Annotated in this window: 16 protein-coding genes, 1 tRNA gene and 2 pseudogenes; 8 read left to right on the top strand and 11 right to left on the bottom strand. The window is 63.0% G+C overall.

Features of this window, described 5'->3' with window-relative positions; genetic code table 11:
• Positions 1-88: 88 nt before the first annotated feature.
• Both MESAU_RS02775 and MESAU_RS29780 read left to right on the top strand, forming a co-directional pair.
• On the top strand, positions 89-757 hold the full coding sequence (locus MESAU_RS02775; protein ID WP_041163260.1) for a helix-turn-helix transcriptional regulator: 669 nt from the start codon (positions 89-91) through the stop codon (positions 755-757).
• A gap of 312 nt (positions 758-1,069) precedes the next feature.
• Entirely contained in the window at positions 1,070-1,507 is a 438-nt protein-coding gene (locus MESAU_RS29780; RefSeq protein ID WP_083882945.1) for a Ros/MucR family transcriptional regulator, read from the top strand.
• 99 nt (positions 1,508-1,606) lie between these two features.
• Here the strand turns inward: MESAU_RS29780 and MESAU_RS02765 are convergent.
• The 8 genes and pseudogenes from MESAU_RS02765 to MESAU_RS02735 all read right to left on the bottom strand — a co-directional run bounded on the left by MESAU_RS02765 (position 1,607) and on the right by MESAU_RS02735 (position 7,948).
• Positions 1,607-1,917, bottom strand: a pseudogene (locus MESAU_RS02765) (DUF736 domain-containing protein).
• 807 nt (positions 1,918-2,724) lie between these two features.
• Positions 2,725-3,414 (bottom strand): annotated as a pseudogene (locus tag MESAU_RS02760) (chromosome partitioning protein ParB); the annotation flags it as partial.
• A 64-nt stretch (positions 3,415-3,478) separates the two neighbouring features.
• The gene (locus MESAU_RS02755) at positions 3,479-4,075 is read right to left on the bottom strand and encodes a zinc metalloprotease (RefSeq protein WP_015314523.1); all 597 of its coding nucleotides are present in this window, start codon (positions 4,073-4,075) and stop codon (positions 3,479-3,481) included.
• A 67-nt stretch (positions 4,076-4,142) separates the two neighbouring features.
• Positions 4,143-4,853: a hypothetical protein gene (locus MESAU_RS02750; protein WP_015314522.1), complete on the bottom strand. Its 711-nt coding sequence runs from the start codon at positions 4,851-4,853 to the stop codon at positions 4,143-4,145.
• Complete coding sequence (locus MESAU_RS31025; protein WP_015314521.1) at positions 4,853-4,999, bottom strand: hypothetical protein; 147 nt, start codon at positions 4,997-4,999, stop codon at positions 4,853-4,855. Before MESAU_RS31025 ends, MESAU_RS02750 begins: the two co-directional genes overlap by 1 nt.
• Before the next feature lie 553 nt (positions 5,000-5,552).
• A tRNA-Arg gene (locus tag MESAU_RS02745) sits at positions 5,553-5,629 on the bottom strand.
• A 229-nt stretch (positions 5,630-5,858) separates the two neighbouring features.
• Entirely contained in the window at positions 5,859-6,782 is a 924-nt protein-coding gene (locus MESAU_RS02740) for a DUF1003 domain-containing protein (RefSeq protein WP_015314520.1), read from the bottom strand.
• A gap of 272 nt (positions 6,783-7,054) precedes the next feature.
• Complete coding sequence (locus tag MESAU_RS02735) at positions 7,055-7,948, bottom strand: D-alanyl-D-alanine carboxypeptidase family protein (RefSeq protein ID WP_041163258.1); 894 nt, start codon at positions 7,946-7,948, stop codon at positions 7,055-7,057.
• 259 nt (positions 7,949-8,207) lie between these two features.
• On the opposite strand from MESAU_RS02735, the gene MESAU_RS02730 reads away from it, so the two are divergent.
• The 4 genes from MESAU_RS02730 to MESAU_RS02715 all read left to right on the top strand — a co-directional run bounded on the left by MESAU_RS02730 (position 8,208) and on the right by MESAU_RS02715 (position 12,427).
• Positions 8,208-10,019: a hypothetical protein gene (locus MESAU_RS02730; protein ID WP_015314518.1), complete on the top strand. Its 1,812-nt coding sequence runs from the start codon at positions 8,208-8,210 to the stop codon at positions 10,017-10,019.
• Between the two features lie 115 nt (positions 10,020-10,134).
• Positions 10,135-11,229, top strand: a complete 1,095-nt coding sequence (locus MESAU_RS02725) for a hypothetical protein (protein WP_015314517.1) — start codon at positions 10,135-10,137, stop codon at positions 11,227-11,229.
• A 138-nt stretch (positions 11,230-11,367) separates the two neighbouring features.
• On the top strand, positions 11,368-11,988 hold the full coding sequence (locus MESAU_RS02720) for a nucleoside triphosphate hydrolase (protein WP_015314516.1): 621 nt from the start codon (positions 11,368-11,370) through the stop codon (positions 11,986-11,988).
• 85 nt (positions 11,989-12,073) lie between these two features.
• Positions 12,074-12,427 (top strand): hypothetical protein, encoded by a 354-nt coding sequence (locus MESAU_RS02715; protein WP_015314515.1) that lies wholly within the window; start codon positions 12,074-12,076, stop codon positions 12,425-12,427.
• Between the two features lie 26 nt (positions 12,428-12,453).
• Here MESAU_RS02715 and MESAU_RS02710 read toward each other — a convergent pair whose 3' ends face one another.
• The 3 genes from MESAU_RS02710 to MESAU_RS02700 all read right to left on the bottom strand — a co-directional run bounded on the left by MESAU_RS02710 (position 12,454) and on the right by MESAU_RS02700 (position 14,826).
• Positions 12,454-13,158: a glutathione S-transferase family protein gene (locus MESAU_RS02710; protein ID WP_015314514.1), complete on the bottom strand. Its 705-nt coding sequence runs from the start codon at positions 13,156-13,158 to the stop codon at positions 12,454-12,456.
• 200 nt (positions 13,159-13,358) lie between these two features.
• Positions 13,359-14,567 carry a beta-ketoacyl-[acyl-carrier-protein] synthase family protein gene (locus MESAU_RS02705; protein ID WP_015314513.1) on the bottom strand — a complete coding sequence of 403 codons (1,209 nt, stop codon included), beginning with the start codon at positions 14,565-14,567 and terminating at the stop codon, positions 13,359-13,361.
• 4 nt (positions 14,568-14,571) lie between these two features.
• Complete coding sequence (locus tag MESAU_RS02700) at positions 14,572-14,826, bottom strand: acyl carrier protein (RefSeq protein WP_015314512.1); 255 nt, start codon at positions 14,824-14,826, stop codon at positions 14,572-14,574.
• Between the two features lie 202 nt (positions 14,827-15,028).
• On the opposite strand from MESAU_RS02700, the gene MESAU_RS02695 reads away from it, so the two are divergent.
• Together MESAU_RS02695 and MESAU_RS02690 are read left to right on the top strand one after the other, a co-directional pair.
• Positions 15,029-15,871, top strand: coding sequence for an urease accessory protein UreD (locus MESAU_RS02695; protein ID WP_015314511.1), 843 nt, complete (start codon positions 15,029-15,031; stop codon positions 15,869-15,871).
• A gap of 28 nt (positions 15,872-15,899) precedes the next feature.
• Entirely contained in the window at positions 15,900-16,202 is a 303-nt protein-coding gene (locus MESAU_RS02690) for an urease subunit gamma (protein WP_015314510.1), read from the top strand.

Here is a 16,202-nt window from a genome sequence, read left to right as displayed (position 1 = left end):
TGTGATCAGGACGAGGAATGAACCGACGCGCGATCGCGGTGTGAAAAGCCGGCGCTGCTTCAACAGATTTTACCGATGGCCCGGGCAGATGGGTGGATCGATCTTTGAATTGTGCAGAGCGGGAGGCACCAAGACCGTGGGCAACGAAATACTGCCCCTCCTGTGTCCGGACTGGCGGACGGCGACCCTGGTGATCGATGCGGAGGATGGGACGGTAGCATTTGCAAACTCGCCCTGCATCGAAATGCTGAGACGGAAGAGGCCGGCACGCCTTGTCCGGGGGCGTCTTGCATTTGACTCGCCGGATCTCGACCGGCGGTTTCATATCGAACTATCGCGGCTGCTTTCGACGGGGAGGGAAAGCGCCTTTCTGTTCGAACGCGACGTGGCGTCTGATACTTGGCTCTCGGTCTCCATTCGCAATGGGCAAGGCTTCTTTCGCGACGCAATCCACACCGGGCTCGGCGCAGCTTACGGCCCGAGCTTGATGGTGGTCGAGTTGTTCATCCGCGGCGAGGGGATCGATGCGTTGGCGTTTGCGACTTTCGCTACAACGGCCTCGCTGTCCAAGGCGGAAGCGCAACTGGTCGATGCAATTGCCGCTGGGAATTCACTTCAGCGAGCCGCTGAATCGCGAGAGGTTGCCATCTCGACCGTCAGACAGCGTATGAAGAGCATTCTCTCCAAGACCGGATGTCGAACCCAGTCCGAGTTGATTCATCTGGTCCTGTCGCTTTGCCCGCGACGTTCTAATTGAAATTCCTATCGGCATAGCTTGTCGAGTGCCTCTGAAACTTCATGCGTGCGATCAAATGTTGAACGCCGTACGAGAATTTAGGCTACCTCGCCGCTTGTCTGCACGTCGATATCCAGAAGCTGGCAGTCCGACCCACGGACCTGAACTTTCGCGATCGGCGCGGAACACGCGCAATGATGGCTTGCCCGGAGCCTCGGAGAACTTGAAGTGATGCCGAGGTGCGGGGAAGGTCTGTTTAGGCCGGCAAACGTCACCCCCACCGAGTGCGCTTCGTTGAACGGCCGCGGCGCATCATTTTGATGCGAGAAGTTCCTGCGCCATCGCCTGGCTGGTCACGAGGCTGTGAATGTAGCCCGCCTCGATAGCGATGCGGACTGCCCGTGCCTTTTCCATGTCGTATGCAATGTATCGATCAGGAAATCGGTGACGCCGGATTACATTGTCTGCCTAGAGGATGGGAAGAAGTTCAAATCCCTGAAGCGACACCTCAATGTGCACTACAAGTTCAGCCCTGATGAATACCGGCAGAAGTGGAGCCTGCCTGCCGACTATCCGATGGTAGCACCGAGCTATGCTGCCACTCGCTCGGCGTTGGCAAAGGCTGCCGGGCTCGGGCGTAAGCCAGCAGAGCCCGCGCCAGCGATGACACCCAAGCCGAAACGGACTGCTCGGGTGGTCGCCGCGGCGACAACACCGGTGGCCGCGAAGTCGCCGGCCAAGAAACCGCGCAAAATTGCTGCCAAGGCCTAGCCTGCTGCGTCGAACTGACTATCCTTTGGGTCGTGGCGGATCTGAACATGGCGAAGCCCCGTCCACCGGACGGGGCTTGTCTTTTGCTTCGTGCCGATTTCACTCGGCGGCGCGGCGGGACCAGATGAGGGAGAACTCGCCCTGCGTTTCGGTCTCGACCAGGCTCGCATAGATCGGAGCGGGAAAGCTCGGATCGTCGAGCTTGACGGAATGGTAGTCGCGGCCTCGCGCGAGGTCTTCTTCCAAGCCGCGCCGAACTCGGTGGCGCCGGCGAAGATGCGGTAGTCCGGACCCTTTTCATTGTCGCCTTCGGCGGGGACGAAATCGACGGCCTTGACGTTGAGGTTGAGGGTCTTGACCGAGCCCTTGAAGCCCTTTGCGGTGCTGGTGAACATGCCGATGGTGGCCATTGTGGTGGTTCCTTCTGTTGGATCGGGCCGCGCCGATCGCGACCTCGATGGGGGTCTTGAGACCGGAGACGATCGGTCTGCACCCACCGGGGTCCCCGTTGCGCTTGCGCAATGGGGTGGTTTGGGCTGGAACGAAGTGGAAGGCGGCCAGCGCTGGCTTTTTTGCCTCGCGATGCAAAGCCGGCCTCTTGGGCCGGCGGCGGAAAAAAGCCAGCGCTGGGCGTTGCAGGAAGTCGATCGAGGCGAAGCCGGTTTTCGGTCAGACCCAGTCCATTCGAGGACGCAGTGGGCGTGGCCAACCAGCAGACAGCAGGAACCACCACAATGGCTACTTGGTAGCGCTTCGCCTTCAGATCGTAAGAGGTTCGTGAGCCGGTCCGAAAGCACTAGTACCTGCCGGCAAGACGGTGGTGCTGTCCGCAGAGACAATGGAAATCGAAGGCAAAACGCGCTCACTGCCGGTCGCCCCGCCTGTCGCACAATGGAAAGAACCTGCAGCCAAGACGCCCAGACTTTCACATCTTCCAGCCAGACGCCGATCCAAGCACCTGATCCGCATAATGCAATACGGGCATAGTCGAGCTCAGCAATAGGGCGGATGCGCCTCAAGCTGGACCGATGGACTGCCGTGGTACTCGCCACAAGCTGCAAATAGGCTTGCGATGGACGAGGCATCGCCAGGAAAGGAGCCGCCACCGCTTGCCGTGTTTCCCATGTCGTGCGGTCGAGGTCCCCAGCCACGCTGAACAGCGTGGCCGGAAATTCTAGCCGTAACCGGAGCCGCCCTAACGGCCCGGGTACTGCCCTTCATTCGGCGGCGACGTCGAAGCCCTCACCTGCCTTGCTCGCACCGTCGCCCTCGGAAGAGGCCGCATGTGTGTCGCCCAAGGATACTTGGTCGGCAGCGGAAGCCTCGTCCGCCACAGCGTCCCCGGCCTCGACATAGGGCTGACCGGCAACCGTCGCGGGCTTCATGGTCCGAAGCAGCGCGGGTACCCAACCGGTCCCGGCCAGCAACTGTTCGGCGGCCTCGGCCATCGGCTGCTTTTTCAACGCCGCAAGCCTCTCCGCCGCTTCACCGCCGACAGCTTCGCCAACTGCCGCGAGGATGTTCGCCTTGGTGATCCGCCCGAGATAGGTGCGCACGGTGGGCGTCCAATGTGCCGTCATGTCGAGCCCAAGCGCTGCCGCCAGCCTGTCCGCCGTCTCGTAAGCGCGGAGCTTGCGCTCCCAAGGCTGCTTGACGGCATTGACGGTCAGTGAGGCGCAATGCGCAAACAGCGCCAGGACGCTGGCGGGATCAAGCGCGGCGATGCAGCCCCACAGGTCCGCCACATTGGCCGGCATGTCCGCTGCCCATCCGGCATGCCGATCCGCCAGCGCCTTGGCCGCTGCCGTGTCTTCGATGCCATCGGCGTGGTCGCCAAGATAGGTGCAGGTCGGTCGGATTTCCAGGCAATGGGCTTCCAGGCCTTGATAAAAGGCCTGCGCGGCGAGCGTACCCCTACCACGAAAGACCTCCTGCCTTGGCAGTTCACTCTTCCGAGATCGTCCACCACTGCTACCCGAAGCGCTCTTTAAGCAGGGGAAGCTCAGCCATTTCCTCAGCCGTCAGGATGAGCGCCTTTTTGGGCGTCTTCATCTTCCGCTCGACAAGCTCCGTGGCGAGCTGCTCGATCATCAACCCCTCGGCGCTGATGATCTGAATGGTCTCCATCCAGAGCTCCTTGAGCAGCACGTGCACCTCTTTAGTGGCTTCTTCGATGTCGCTGTCCGGGTAGAGGATGTTGCGGAGCAACTGAATGTTTTCTATTGCCTTGGTGTAGTCGTCTTGCCCTCCGCCGTGTTCCAACTTGTTCTCGGACTGCGCCTCTACTATGACGGCGTCTTCCATCTCTCCGGCTAACACGCCAGCAAGGGCTACCTTGCATCGATCGCGAGAGTAGGTGACGATTTCTTCTTTGGTGCGCAACGGTCGCATCATGTTCGTCGAAGACGAACCGCCGGGGCCGTATATCTGCAGCGTGTCTTGGCCGATCTTGAAGTCGCCAACCTTAAAGCCGACGATCCGCGCCATAACGTGGTGGCCGAGCTCGTGTCGCGCCAGATGCATCAGGAGATCAGTCTCCCGCTCGCGCTCTTCGTCCTCAAAGTTCATCGGTCGCCCCTCAGTTCTCGCCAGTACTTAGCTCTCAAAAGAGTGGGAGATGGCGCTCGCGATGGCGCTAAAAAACGTCGGGCCCAATCCGCGCCATGACTGGTTCGAAGTCAGCGATGTCAAGGTTCCGGCCGACCGTGCCCATGTGCTGGTAGGTGTGGAGGTGCACAAGACGATACGCGCTTGAGTAGCCGTACTGGCTGATATGCCTAGGCAGGTGCTCCACGTGGACCATTCCGTTGCCAGCGAGGAAGCTCACCGCGCGCTTAATGTCGTCGTGGTGGATGCCGGTGTATTCCTCGATCTTCTGGTGCGTAATATGCGCCAGATTGTTATTTCTGTCGCGCCTGGAGACGATCAGAAGGTAGAGCTTGATGGCATTCAATTCGACCTGCCTACGCAACTTGAGTTCTTGGAAGAAGTCGATCTGGCCCTTGCTGTTATAGAGCGGCTTCGCCGGCAGCAGCGCATAGCCACGCAACGGGTCGAAGTCGCGGAGCCGGAACTCGCTCTGCCGGTCACCACGTTCGATGAAACGCGTCTCTAGGAGGCCGAGCCCGGCCGCGATCGTCGTCCGGCTGAGGCCGGTCGCGCGATGCAGGTTATCGTAGGTGATCTTCACCGCACCCGTCTCCTGGTCGGTATGCTGAGCGATCACCATGAGCGTCATGAGAGCAGCTAGGCACTCGACTCGGTTCTCCCTGCCCCAGGTGAAGCCCTTGAGGCCACGGTCCTCGATCCAGGCATTCGGCAGGCGGACGAAGTTCTGCAGGGCCATTAGCGCTTCCCCTTCGGCTTGGTGTGCTCGTGAACGACCCAGATCGTGAAGGCAGCCAAGCCGAAGGCTGCGAGCGCGATCATAAGGGCGAGAATGACGGCCGGCGTGTTGGCCAGAGTAGTGATGAGTTCAGGCGCCTTTTCCATTGGCGAGGATCCTTTTGGTTCGCGTCGATGCTGCGAAAAAAGCCGATCCCAACCATTCTATCTAGAACCAGTCCCCCCTTGGAATCGGCCAATCACGCTGCACAAGCGTTCTAAAACAATGTTTTAAGAGCAAATTGGCTATTCCATGAATACCTCTAAAGTAGTCCATGAACGCCCCGCTGTGAACTAAAAACCTGGTCCCGACATGTTGTCCGGGGTGCAGCATATACGCGCTCTGCCTGTGCGGGGCTTCCGCAGCCGACTCATCGATGGAGATGTGGCCCTGCGGCTTGCCGTCTTCGTCGCGGACCGGTACCGCCACTAAGCCTCACATCCTTAGGTCAACACAGCGCTAGAAACACTCTCCCCCGAACGAAATGGGCAGCCTTCGGCTACCGCGTCATCGTCGAGCAGAGCTCCATTGCATTTTTCCACAGGAAGGTACGTCGAAATTGGTACGGTCTATTGTGCTTCCGTAGTGCTTCCGCGCAAAAAACACGAGGACACTTGCGAAAATCGTGATCGGATAACTATTTGATATTTATGCTGAGACTGGCGCACCCGACAGGATTCGAACCTGTGACCTCTGCCTTCGGAGGGCAGCGCTCTATCCAGCTGAGCTACGGGTGCTTTCAGGGCGAAGAGCCCGGAAAACGAACCAGCCGGCAAACCGGCAAGTCACGGCTTCTTAGCGGAAGCGGGCGCGGGCTTCAACGGGCAATTGGCGGCGTTGCGAACTTGGCTTGATGCGTCTGGGCCTCGCGTACGGCATCCCGCCCTTCGCAGGCTCAGGGCGTTCGAAGCTCGAAAGGCCAAGCAGTTGGCTTTTCGTCCGCTACACAGACCACTCCTCACCCCCTTACTGCTCTACCGGGCTCTTCACCGGCCGCCGCCCGCGCACCGCCCGCTTTGCCTTCTTGGCGCTCGCCAGCTCATGCATGGCATCGAGCTGCATCTGCTGCATCTCGGCCAGCCGCGTCCATTGCCGCGAGATGAGGTAGTCGAGCTTTTCGTGCAGGTGGCGGACTTCCAGTTCGGCCTTGAGGTTGACGCGGTAGTCGTTGAAGGAGCGCAGCCGATCCTTGGCCTCCGTCCGTCTCTGGCTCATCATGATGATCGGCGCCTGGACGGCGGCGATGCAGGACAGCAGCAGGTTGAGCAGGATGAAGGGGTAGGGATCGAAGGCCCCCGCCATGCCCGCGATCAGGTTGATGCCGATCCACACCAGGAGCACACTGGCGAACGAGATCAGGAACCACCAGCTGCCGCCGAATGCGGCCATGTTGTCGGAAACGCGGTCGGCGAAGGAGCGGTGCTCCTCGAATTCTTCTTCACTGTTCTCCGAGATCGTGTCCTGCCGGGCGATCGATTCCACCACCTGGCGGTCGAGCTCGGAGAATTCGCCGTGCTCCTGCTGTAAGAGCTCCTCCATGTAGCGCATGCGGTAGCGGCCGAGCTCCTCGCGGCTGATGCGCGCGCCCTTGGGCAGGTCGGGGTGGTCCGAATGAATGCGGTCGGCGAGGCTCGGGCGCAGCGTGTCGATGCGCACAAGGTCGCGCTTGCGGAATTTGCGGCCCGAGATCGCCGATGGCTTTTTCTTCGGCTTCAGCCGTGATGCGCCGGGGCCTGACGGTTCGGAGTCCGGCACTTCGGGCGTGTCGAAATGCTCGTCGGAAACCTCGTGCAAATCCTCTTGCGTGGTCGGCGCCTCGAAATACTCGCCGCCGCTGTCGTTCTCATTGTCGGCCGACTTCTGCTCGGATGCCTTGGGAACGGTGCTCATGATGGGCTCCTGCGCTGTAAGTTAGGATACGCTGAGGCGACGGCGCTTATCCACTGTCGGATTCGCAGCCTATGCCACGTCTTCCGCACGATTGCGTGACAGTCGCAAGATGGTAGCCGGCGGCGTGGTTTTCGCGGGGACCAAGGCACGACCTGGATGGCGGCCGGCCCTTCGCAGGCTCCTTGCACTTTGGGCGGACCGTGCCTTCACCGTTCGTCGTTCAAAAAGCCAGGCAAGTGGCTTTTTGTCCGCTGCGCGGATCACGCCTCACTTCACTGCTGTTCGGCGAACATCAGCCTGGTCTTGGTGTCGGCCATGGTGGGCGACAGGCTGCGCTGGATCAGCGCTTCGACATGGTCGTTGCGCTGGCGGGCACTGTCGGCGCCCATCACCACCACGATCAGCTGGCGGCCGTCGGCATCGTAGGAGGTGACGATGTTGAAGCCGGAAGCCCTGATATAGCCTGTCTTGATGCCGTTCACGCCGCGCACGCGGCCGAGCATGTCATTATGGCCGCGCACCAGCCGGCCGCGAAACATGAAGTCGCTTTCGGAGAAATAATGGAAGTGCTGCGGGAAGCGCCGCTGCAGCGACATGCCGAGCACCGCCATGTCGTGGGCGGTCGTCATCTGGCCGTCGTCGGGCAGGCCCGATGCGTTGCGGAAGGTGGTGCTGCTCATGCCGAGCTGGCGCGCCTTGGATGTCATCATGGCGGCGAACTGGTCTTCAGAGCCGCCGAGATATTCGCCCACCGCCACCGCCACGTCATTGGCCGATTTGACGACGATGGCGCGGATGGCGGAATCGACATCGATCGTCTCCCCGCGCCGGAAACGCATCTTGGTTGGCGGCTGCGAGGCGGCGTGGTCGGAAACCGGGATTTGCGTTTCCTTGGTGACGCGGCCGGTCTCCATCGCCTCGAACAGCAGATAGAGCGTCATCATCTTGGTCAGCGAGGCCGGATAACGCTGCGCCGTCGAATTGACCTCGAACAGCTGCTTGCCGCTCTTTCCGTCGACGACGATGGCCGCGTATTTCTGCGGCGGCGCCGGCACGGCCAGAACGCTGTCGGGCGGGGCCGTCGTCGAGCAGCCGGCCGTCAGGGCCGCCAGGGCCAGGACAGCCAGGATTTTCTGGAAGAGCGGAAAGAGACGCGGCAAGGACAAGGGCTGGACTGTTCTGGCGATGCTGTTGCTGAGATAAGGCGAAGCTAACGTAACGCGGCGGGTGCGTCCATTTGGTTAATGCCGGTTAGCCCCGGGAATGTCGAGTGCCGGCGCGACCTGTTTCCCCACCCGCCAGAGGCCAGGGAGAGGAACCAAGCCTTGCCACCGCCCCGAAATCGCCCGTTTCCTGTCTTTCCTTGCCAAAGCCGCGTTTCCCGTGGGAAGGAGCGTGGCATCTGGCGGCAGGGGGGCTCGCAAAATGGCTGACATTGGGGCTGGCGCCGCGCCGTCATTGATCAGGGCGTCGCTCAGCCGCACCGGCAAATGGGCCGGCAGCATCGCCTTCATCGGCGGCGCCGTTTCCGACATCCTCAACCCGCTGGCGCCGTTCGCCGCCTATATCGCGCTGGCTGCCTCGATCGCGGCCGTCATCATCGCCATTGCCATCGTGCTCAGGCTCGTGCTGGCGGCCAAGGCGCTGCCGGCGCTGGTGTTCGCCACCAGTGCGGCGGCGGTTGCCGGCGGCGTCTACGCCGTGCAGAAGGAGACCAATTCGCAGAACGGCATCATCGCCAGCCTGGTGCCGGCGATCGCCCAACTGCAGCAGTCGATTGGCATCGTCGCCGAAAAGGTGGCCAGGATCGAGCAGACGGTCACGCAAACCCAGAAGACCGTCGAAGAGGTCAAGAAATCGACCGACACGGTTGCCCAGAAAACCGATCAGATCGCCTCCGCCCAGCAGCAGCAAGCGGCCCAAGGCGCCGCGACGCAAAGGACCGTCGAAGCGGTCAAGCAAACCACCGAGACACTCGTGGGCGGCCAGCAGCAGCAAGTGGCCCAGGCCGAAAAGCTTCAGGCGACGACTGAGCAGATCGCCGCCTCGATCGACACGATAGCCAAGGGGTTTGCCACCTTGGCCGCGCAAGGCGGCGCCATCGCCGAGCCGAAGCGGCCGGACGAGTTCTACCACAATGCCCGCGTCTACGAGCTCTCGGGCGACATGCTCAACGCGCGGCGCTCCTACCTCGCCTTTGCCGGCTTCGATGTCGACGCCATCGACCCCTATACGCGCTTTGCCACACTTCTGCGGGTCCAGGATGGCAAGGCCGGCGCCCGCGAGGTGTTCGGCCAGCTCGCGGAGAAAGCCAAGGCGCCATCGATCAAGCTCGTCCACCTGCTGCAGTTCGACGATACCCAGCGGCTCGACAAGCTCAACGCCTTCATCGCCGCCAATCCGGACTATGCGCCCGCCTATTTCCTGTTGGCGCAGGAGTTCTCGGAGGATCGGCTCGGCAGCCAGACGCTGGCCGATAAGCGCAGCGAAGCCCAGGCGCTGACCAAGTTCGTCTCTTACGAGAAGGATGGCGGGCTGCTCGGATATTTCGTCGACCAGACCCAGCTTGCCGACTGGCTGGACCGCGGCCGCAGCCGGCTGGCGGCCCTTGGCGACGTGCTCGACCCCGCCCGCTTCGCGCCGTCGCTGACGCCGATGCGTTCCAACCAGGGCTGGTCGATGACCATTTCGCTGCCCGAGCCGGCGACCGCGATATCCTGGCGTCTTGGCGGCACCGGCCCCTTCACCGACACCGGCTTGCTGGCGCTCAACGACCAGCGAACCGGCAAGCCGATGCCCAATCCGAGCTTCGAATTGCCCGACAGCACGGCGCAGACCACGATCGCGATCAAATACCTCGACATCAGGGGGCGCGAGACCGGCCCGTTCGACATAGACTTCGACCCGGATGCCGCCCTGCAACAGGGCAACAAGCAGATCCTCGACCAGTTCTGGACGTCATGGATCGCCTTCGACGCCAGCGGCAATCATGGGCTGGTCTATTTCACGCAGATGCTGTCCTACCGCTGCGCCATCAAGGAAGTGCATTACAGCCTGAATGGTGCCGCGCTCGACAAGACCCTTCCCATGCCGCCCTGCAATGCCAGGGACCCCTACGCCATCCCCGATGATTTCCAGCCCTATTTCAAGGTCGTCGAAAGCGTGACTTCGATGTCGGTGCAGGTGACCTATACCGACGGGACGAAATCGCCGGTGCGGGACTACAAGCGGCAATGAGCTCGCATTTCCGACGACGGCGAGCGCAAAACCGATGCAAAATACGCGCCCGCGCGCTTGCGCGGTGCGCCGAACGGGTTCTTCTTGGCACCCGTCGGATTCGGGTGAGAGATCCATGGATACAGTCACGATCAACGCCAAGGGCATTTCGGTTTCGCTCGACCTCACGGTTGGCCACATCGCCGACATGGTCATCGAGAGCGGCGCGCGCCGGTTGAAGCCGCTGCACCGTGCACCCTGGGTCGACGCGGGCGAGACGCTGCCTCCAGACCTGCCGCGAGGCACCGTCAGGCTCTCCGGCGACTTTCTGTGCGCGCCGTTTTCGCGCAGCGATGTCGAGGAGGCGCCGCTGCATGGCTGGCCGGCCAACAGCGCCTGGGATGTGGTCGACAGCGGCGCCACGGATGGTGGCTGGCGCGCGGTCTTCCGGCTGCGCCACAAGGTGATGGGCGCCAGCGTCGACAAGATTTTCACGCTGCGCGACAACCATCCTTTTCTCTACCAGGAACATGTGTTTTCCGGCGGGTCCGGCGCGATCTCGGTCGCCCATCACCCGATGACGGCAATGAAAGGCGGCGGCAGTCTGGCTTTCTCGCCGAAGCGGCTTGCCGCCACGCCAGCCGATCCGCTGGAGCCGGACCCCGCGCGCGGCCGCTTCATGCTGGCCTACCCCGGTCGGTCGTCGGACCTCGGGCATTTCCCTGCTGCCGGCGGCGGCACGCTCGATCTGACGGATTACCGCATGGATGACCGGCGCGAGGATTTCCTCACCCTGGTCGAGGCCGACCATGGCGGGCCGGGCTGGACCGCGCTGGCGCGCCAGGCCGAGGACGATCTGGTGCTGGTGCTGAAGAACCCGGCCGAACTGCCTGTTACCATGCTGTGGTTCAGCAATGGCGGGCGCGACTACGCGCCGTGGAGCGGCCGCCATCTCGGCGTGCTCGGCATCGAGGATGGGCGCACCGCGGTCGGCCACGCCGCCTCGCTGGGCGACAACTGGCTGAAGCGCGAGGGCGTGGCGACCGCGTTCGAGCTCGGCCAGGATCGCGTCTCGTTCCGCCATGTCATCGGTGCGTTGCCCCTGTCGGGTGGCGGGCCTCCGCGCGCGATCACCACGGCGGGTGGCCACCTGCGGTTGGCTGGCGCCGCGGCATCGGAGGTCCCGTTCGATAGCGAATTTCTGCGTATCGGCCAGCCAGCGGCGCGCTGAAGACAAAGCCGTAACGGACTAATCGCAGTCGCCACTGCTGACTCCACAACCGGTCGCTCTAAATCGTGCAAATCGCGGTTTGAAATTTCAAGCGACCGCCGACAAGATGCGTCCAAAATCTGCGGAAGGAGCCGAAAAATGTCCGAAATCGCCCACCTCGCCGCCACCATCTTCAAGCGTGCCGGCAAGGCAAATCGCTTCATCGTCGCCATTGCCGGGCCGCCGGGCGCCGGCAAGTCGACACTGTCGGCAAGCCTGCATGACCTTTTGCCGGAAGGCGCGGTGGAGGTCGTGCCCATGGACGGCTTCCACTATGACGACATCGTGCTCGAGCGGCGCGGTCTGCGGGCGCGAAAGGGCGCGCCCGACACGTTCGACTTTGGCGGCTTCGAGACGCTTTTGAAGCGCATCCGCGCCGGCGAGGCCGAGATTGCCATTCCGGTGTTCGACCGCGGCATGGAATTGTCGCGCGCCGCCGCGGCAATTGTCGGCGCCGAGACCAAGTTCATCCTGGTGGAAGGCAATTACCTGCTGCTAGACGAGGAGCCGTGGTTGCGCCTGGCGCCGCTGTTCGATTTCTCGATCTTCGTCGACGTGCCGCGCAACGAGCTCGAACGCCGCCTGATGGAACGCTGGCACGAGCATGGACGTTCCGAGGCGGATGCGCGCGCCTGGATCGCCTCCAACGACATGCCCAACATCGAACGCGTGCTTGCGCGGCGCCGGGCGGCCGACCTGGTCTTTGGTCAACCCGGTTAATTTTCAGTATTTTTCGGCCGGAACCTTAAGACTTACAACGCGTTATCCCGATCAGGCAATCATGCCAGAAGAGGGATTCCGTCCGATGGCAACAAACGCAAAAAAGCCCGCCAGGGGCAAGTCGGCACAACCGAGGGCGCAGTCGACGGCCGGGGCTGGCCCGGCGATCGCCCAGCGCTCCAAGGATGCGAAGGCCTTCGGCAAGGCGGCGCCGAAAAAAGTCGTGCCAGGGTCGAAAGCGACCGTGCCGAAAGCGGCCGCCAAGCCCGCCCAGGCGAAGAAGCCGGCCGTGGCCGGCGGCTCGAAAGCAGGCGGCGGCTCGAAGGTTCGCACCGCGGCCAATGTCGCCGCCGGCGCGGTCGTGGCCACAGCGCGGGGCGTGGCATCCCTTGCCGCCTCCGTGGTCGGCAGGGGCGGACCCAAGGCGAAAGCAAAGTAGGCCGCTCTTCCCGTGGGCTGACGGGTTCAGCCTCGCGCCGGAATGGTCAGGCCTTTCTGCACCGCCGGCCGCGCCAGGCCTCGCTCCAGCCAGGCTGCCAGATTGGCGAAATCGTCGAAGCCGACCAGATCGCGGGCTTCGTAGAAGCCGATCAGGTTGCGCACCCAGCCGAGCAGCGAGATGTCGGCGATGGTGTAGTCATTGTCCATGATCCACTTGCGGCCCTTCAGCCTGACGTCGAGAACGCCGAGCAGGCGGCGCGATTCGTCGCGGTAGCGCTCCAGCGGCCGCTTGTCGGCGATCTCGCGGCCGGCGAATTTGTGAAAGAACCCGACCTGGCCGAACATCGGCCCAATCGCCGCCATCTGGAAGAAGACCCACTGGATCGTCTCGTAGCGCCGCGCCGCGTCGACAGGCATGAGCAGGCCGGTCTTTTCCGCCAGGTAGAGCAGGATCGCACCGGATTCGAACAGGCCGATCGGCGCACCGTCCGGTCCGTCGGCATCGATGATCGCCGGGATCTTGCCGTTGGGATTGAGCGACAGGAATTCCGGGGTCCAGCTCTCGTTCTTGCCGATGTTGATCAGGTGCGGCTCATAGGGCAGGCCGATTTCCTCCAGCGCGATCGAGATCTTCACGCCGTTCGGCGTCGTTGCCGAATAGAGCTGGATCTGGTCCGGATGCTTGGCCGGCCAGCGGCTTGCGATCGGAAAGGCGGACAGGTCGGCCATCGGGAACTCCTGAGCGGGGGGATGCGCACCAAGCGGTGCGATATTGGCGGGTCGGCCAAGAATTAGGGCTGCGGCGAGGCCGGATCAATATGGCGGCGCCGCTTTCACCACGCACGGACAGTCACCCAATTCGGACCGCGCGAACGGTGGTGACCGCGCGGCCAGGTGGTGACCGCCCGGCCGGTGGTAACCGCCCGGGGTCAGATTGCCTTGAAGGCCAGCACGGCATTGGTGCCGCCAAAGGCAAAGCCATTGCTGATGGCGGCGCGCACCTTGCGCTCGCGCGCGACATTCGGCGTGACGTCGAGATCGCAGTCGGGATCGGCCTCGCGGTAATTCGCCGTTGGCGGCACGACGCCTTCGCGGATCGCCATGACGCAGGCGATCATCTCCAGCCCGCCCGAGGCGCCGAGGCAATGCGCGTGCATCGACTTGGTCGAGGAGACGGATAGCGCGCGCGCATGGTCGCCGAAGACGCGCTTGATCGCGAGGGTTTCGATCTGGTCGTTGGCCTTGGTGCCGGTGCCGTGCGCGTTAAGGTAGTCGATGTCTTCGGGATTGAGCCCGGCATCCGCCAGGCAGAAGCGCATCGCCGCTTCCGGCCCCTCGACGGTCGGCGCGACGATATCGGAGGCATCGGCCGAAAGGCCGGCGCCGGCGATTTCAGCCAAAATGGTGGCGCCGCGTGCCATCGCATGGTCGTAGCTTTCCAGAACCGCCATGCCGGCGCCTTCGCCCAGCACCAGCCCCTGGCGGTCGGCCGAGAACGGCCTGCATGTGTCGGGCGAAAGCACACGCAGCGCCTCCCAGCCCTTCAGCACGCCCCACACCAGCGGCGCATCGGTGCCCCCGGCCACCATCACGTCGGCGCGCCCGAGCCTGATCTGGTCGACCGCCGATGCGATGGCATGATTGGCCGACGAACAGGCCGAAGTGACGCCGAACACCGGTCCGCGCAAACCCAGATGCATGCTGACCTGACCGGCGGCGGCGCCCGGCATCACTCTTGGAACGGTGAAGATACCGGCGCGATTCTTGCCCTCGAGCAGGATGGCGCGATAATTCTCCTCGACGGTCTCGAAGCCGCAGACGCCAACACCGACAATGGTTCCCATCCGATAGGTGTTGTCCGCATGCGGGACCAATCCGGACTGCCGCATGGCTTCTTTCGCCGCTAGCACCGCCAGCAGGCTGAAGCGATCCATCGACACCAGTTGCTTGCGCTCGATGCCGTGATCCGGCAGGGCTTTGATTTCGCAGCCGGTCTTGACCTTCAGGTCGTGCAGGAAGGGGTTGTCGATCGGGCCAATCGCCGACCGGCCGGCCCGCATCTCGGCCCAGATTGCCTGCGCATCGGTGCCCAATCCGCACAGTCCACCGATGCCGGTAATGACGACGCGCTTCAGCATTCGGTCAGGCTTTTTTCGCGATCAGCGCGCGAACGGCCTCGACCATGTCGCCGACGTTCTTCAGGTTGCTCCAGGCATCGACCGTGTTCATCTCGATCTCGATGCCATATTGCTCCTCGAGGTCGAAGATGATCTCGGTCAGCTCCAGCGAATGGATGCCGAGCGCCGTCAATTCGGTTGTGGTGGTGATTTCCTCGCCGCCCGGCTCGGCATGGGCCTTGATCTTCTCGATGATGTCCGCTGCCAGCTGGTCAGCCATTCGGTTTCTTCCCCACTGTGTCGTTTCCCGACGCCAACTGAACGGCGCCTTCTTGTCCTCGATATCAGGCCGCGATCTTCGCCTTATCCCTCCGCCAAGCGTCGCCTGACCGTACCAAGGTGGTTCCCTCTATAGAAACGGAAACGCCATCAAGCAACAAGCTATATGTCGACAAAAGCGCCACAGTGCTTAACCTGACGGCGTGGATACGATCGAAAATACCAGGTTTTCAGGTCAGCTGGCCCAGCGCGCGGCGGGCAAGGCGCGGCTAGGTTGCGCCAGCATTGACGGCCGCACGCGGCTGCGGCGCCTCTATCAGGACGGCTCCGCCAAGATAAGGCTGCCGTATGTTTCGGCCGGCCCGCTGGAGGCCGTCCTGATCAACACCGCCGGCGGGCTGACCGGCGGCGACCGCCTCGGCTGGGATGTCGATGTCGGCCCGCATGCCAGCGCGGGGATAACGACCCAGGCCTGCGAAAAAGTCTATCGCGCCGCATCGGACCATGCCGAAGTCCGGGTCAGGCTGACCGTCGGAGAGAACGGCAGCATCGCCTGGCTGCCGCAGGAAACCATCGTCTTCGATCGCGCCGCGTTTGTCCGTACGTTGGACGTCGAGCTTGCCGCGGGGGCCGAGGCGCTGGTGCTGGAAGCGGCCGTCTTCGGCCGCCTGGCCATGGGCGAACGTGCCACACAGGGCACTTTTCGCGACCGCTGGCGTATCCGCAGGGAAGGAACCCTCATCCACGCCGAGGATTTCCGCATCGGACCTGATATCGCCGACATCATGGCCCGTCCGGCGATAGCAAATGGCGCGATCGCCGTGGCCACGCTGCTGCTGGTGTCGCCGCGCGCGGAAGCCCTGCTCGATCAGGCCAGGGAGATCATTGGCGACCGGGGCGGCGCCAGCGTCTGGACCGTGAAGACATCTGGCAAGCTTCTTGCGAGGCTTTACGCCGGGGACGGCTACCAGCTGCGCCAGCGGCTGGTCCCGCTCGTCGGATTGCTCAACGGAAAAGCGGGGCTGCCCAAATTATGGTCACTGTGACTGTGTCCGCATCACTTCAGGAAGACGCATGAACCTGACGCCAAGGGAAAAGGACAAGCTGCTGATCGCCATGGCGGCGATCGTGGCGCGCAAGCGGCTGGAGCGCGGCGTCAAGCTCAATCATCCAGAAGCGATCGCGCTGATCACCGATTTCGTCGTCGAGGGCGCCCGCGATGGCCGCCCGGTGGCCGAGCTGATGGAGGCCGGCGCCCATGTCGTCAGCCGCGCGCAGGTGATGGAAGGCATTGCCGAGATGATCCATGACGTACAGGTGGAAGCGACCTTTCCCGACGGCACCAAGCTGGTGACCGTGCACGAACCGATCCGGTGA

This window comes from Mesorhizobium australicum WSM2073 (assembly GCF_000230995.2).
Classification (GTDB): domain Bacteria; phylum Pseudomonadota; class Alphaproteobacteria; order Rhizobiales; family Rhizobiaceae; genus Mesorhizobium; species Mesorhizobium australicum.
This window is presented reverse-complemented; position numbering and strand designations above follow the sequence as displayed.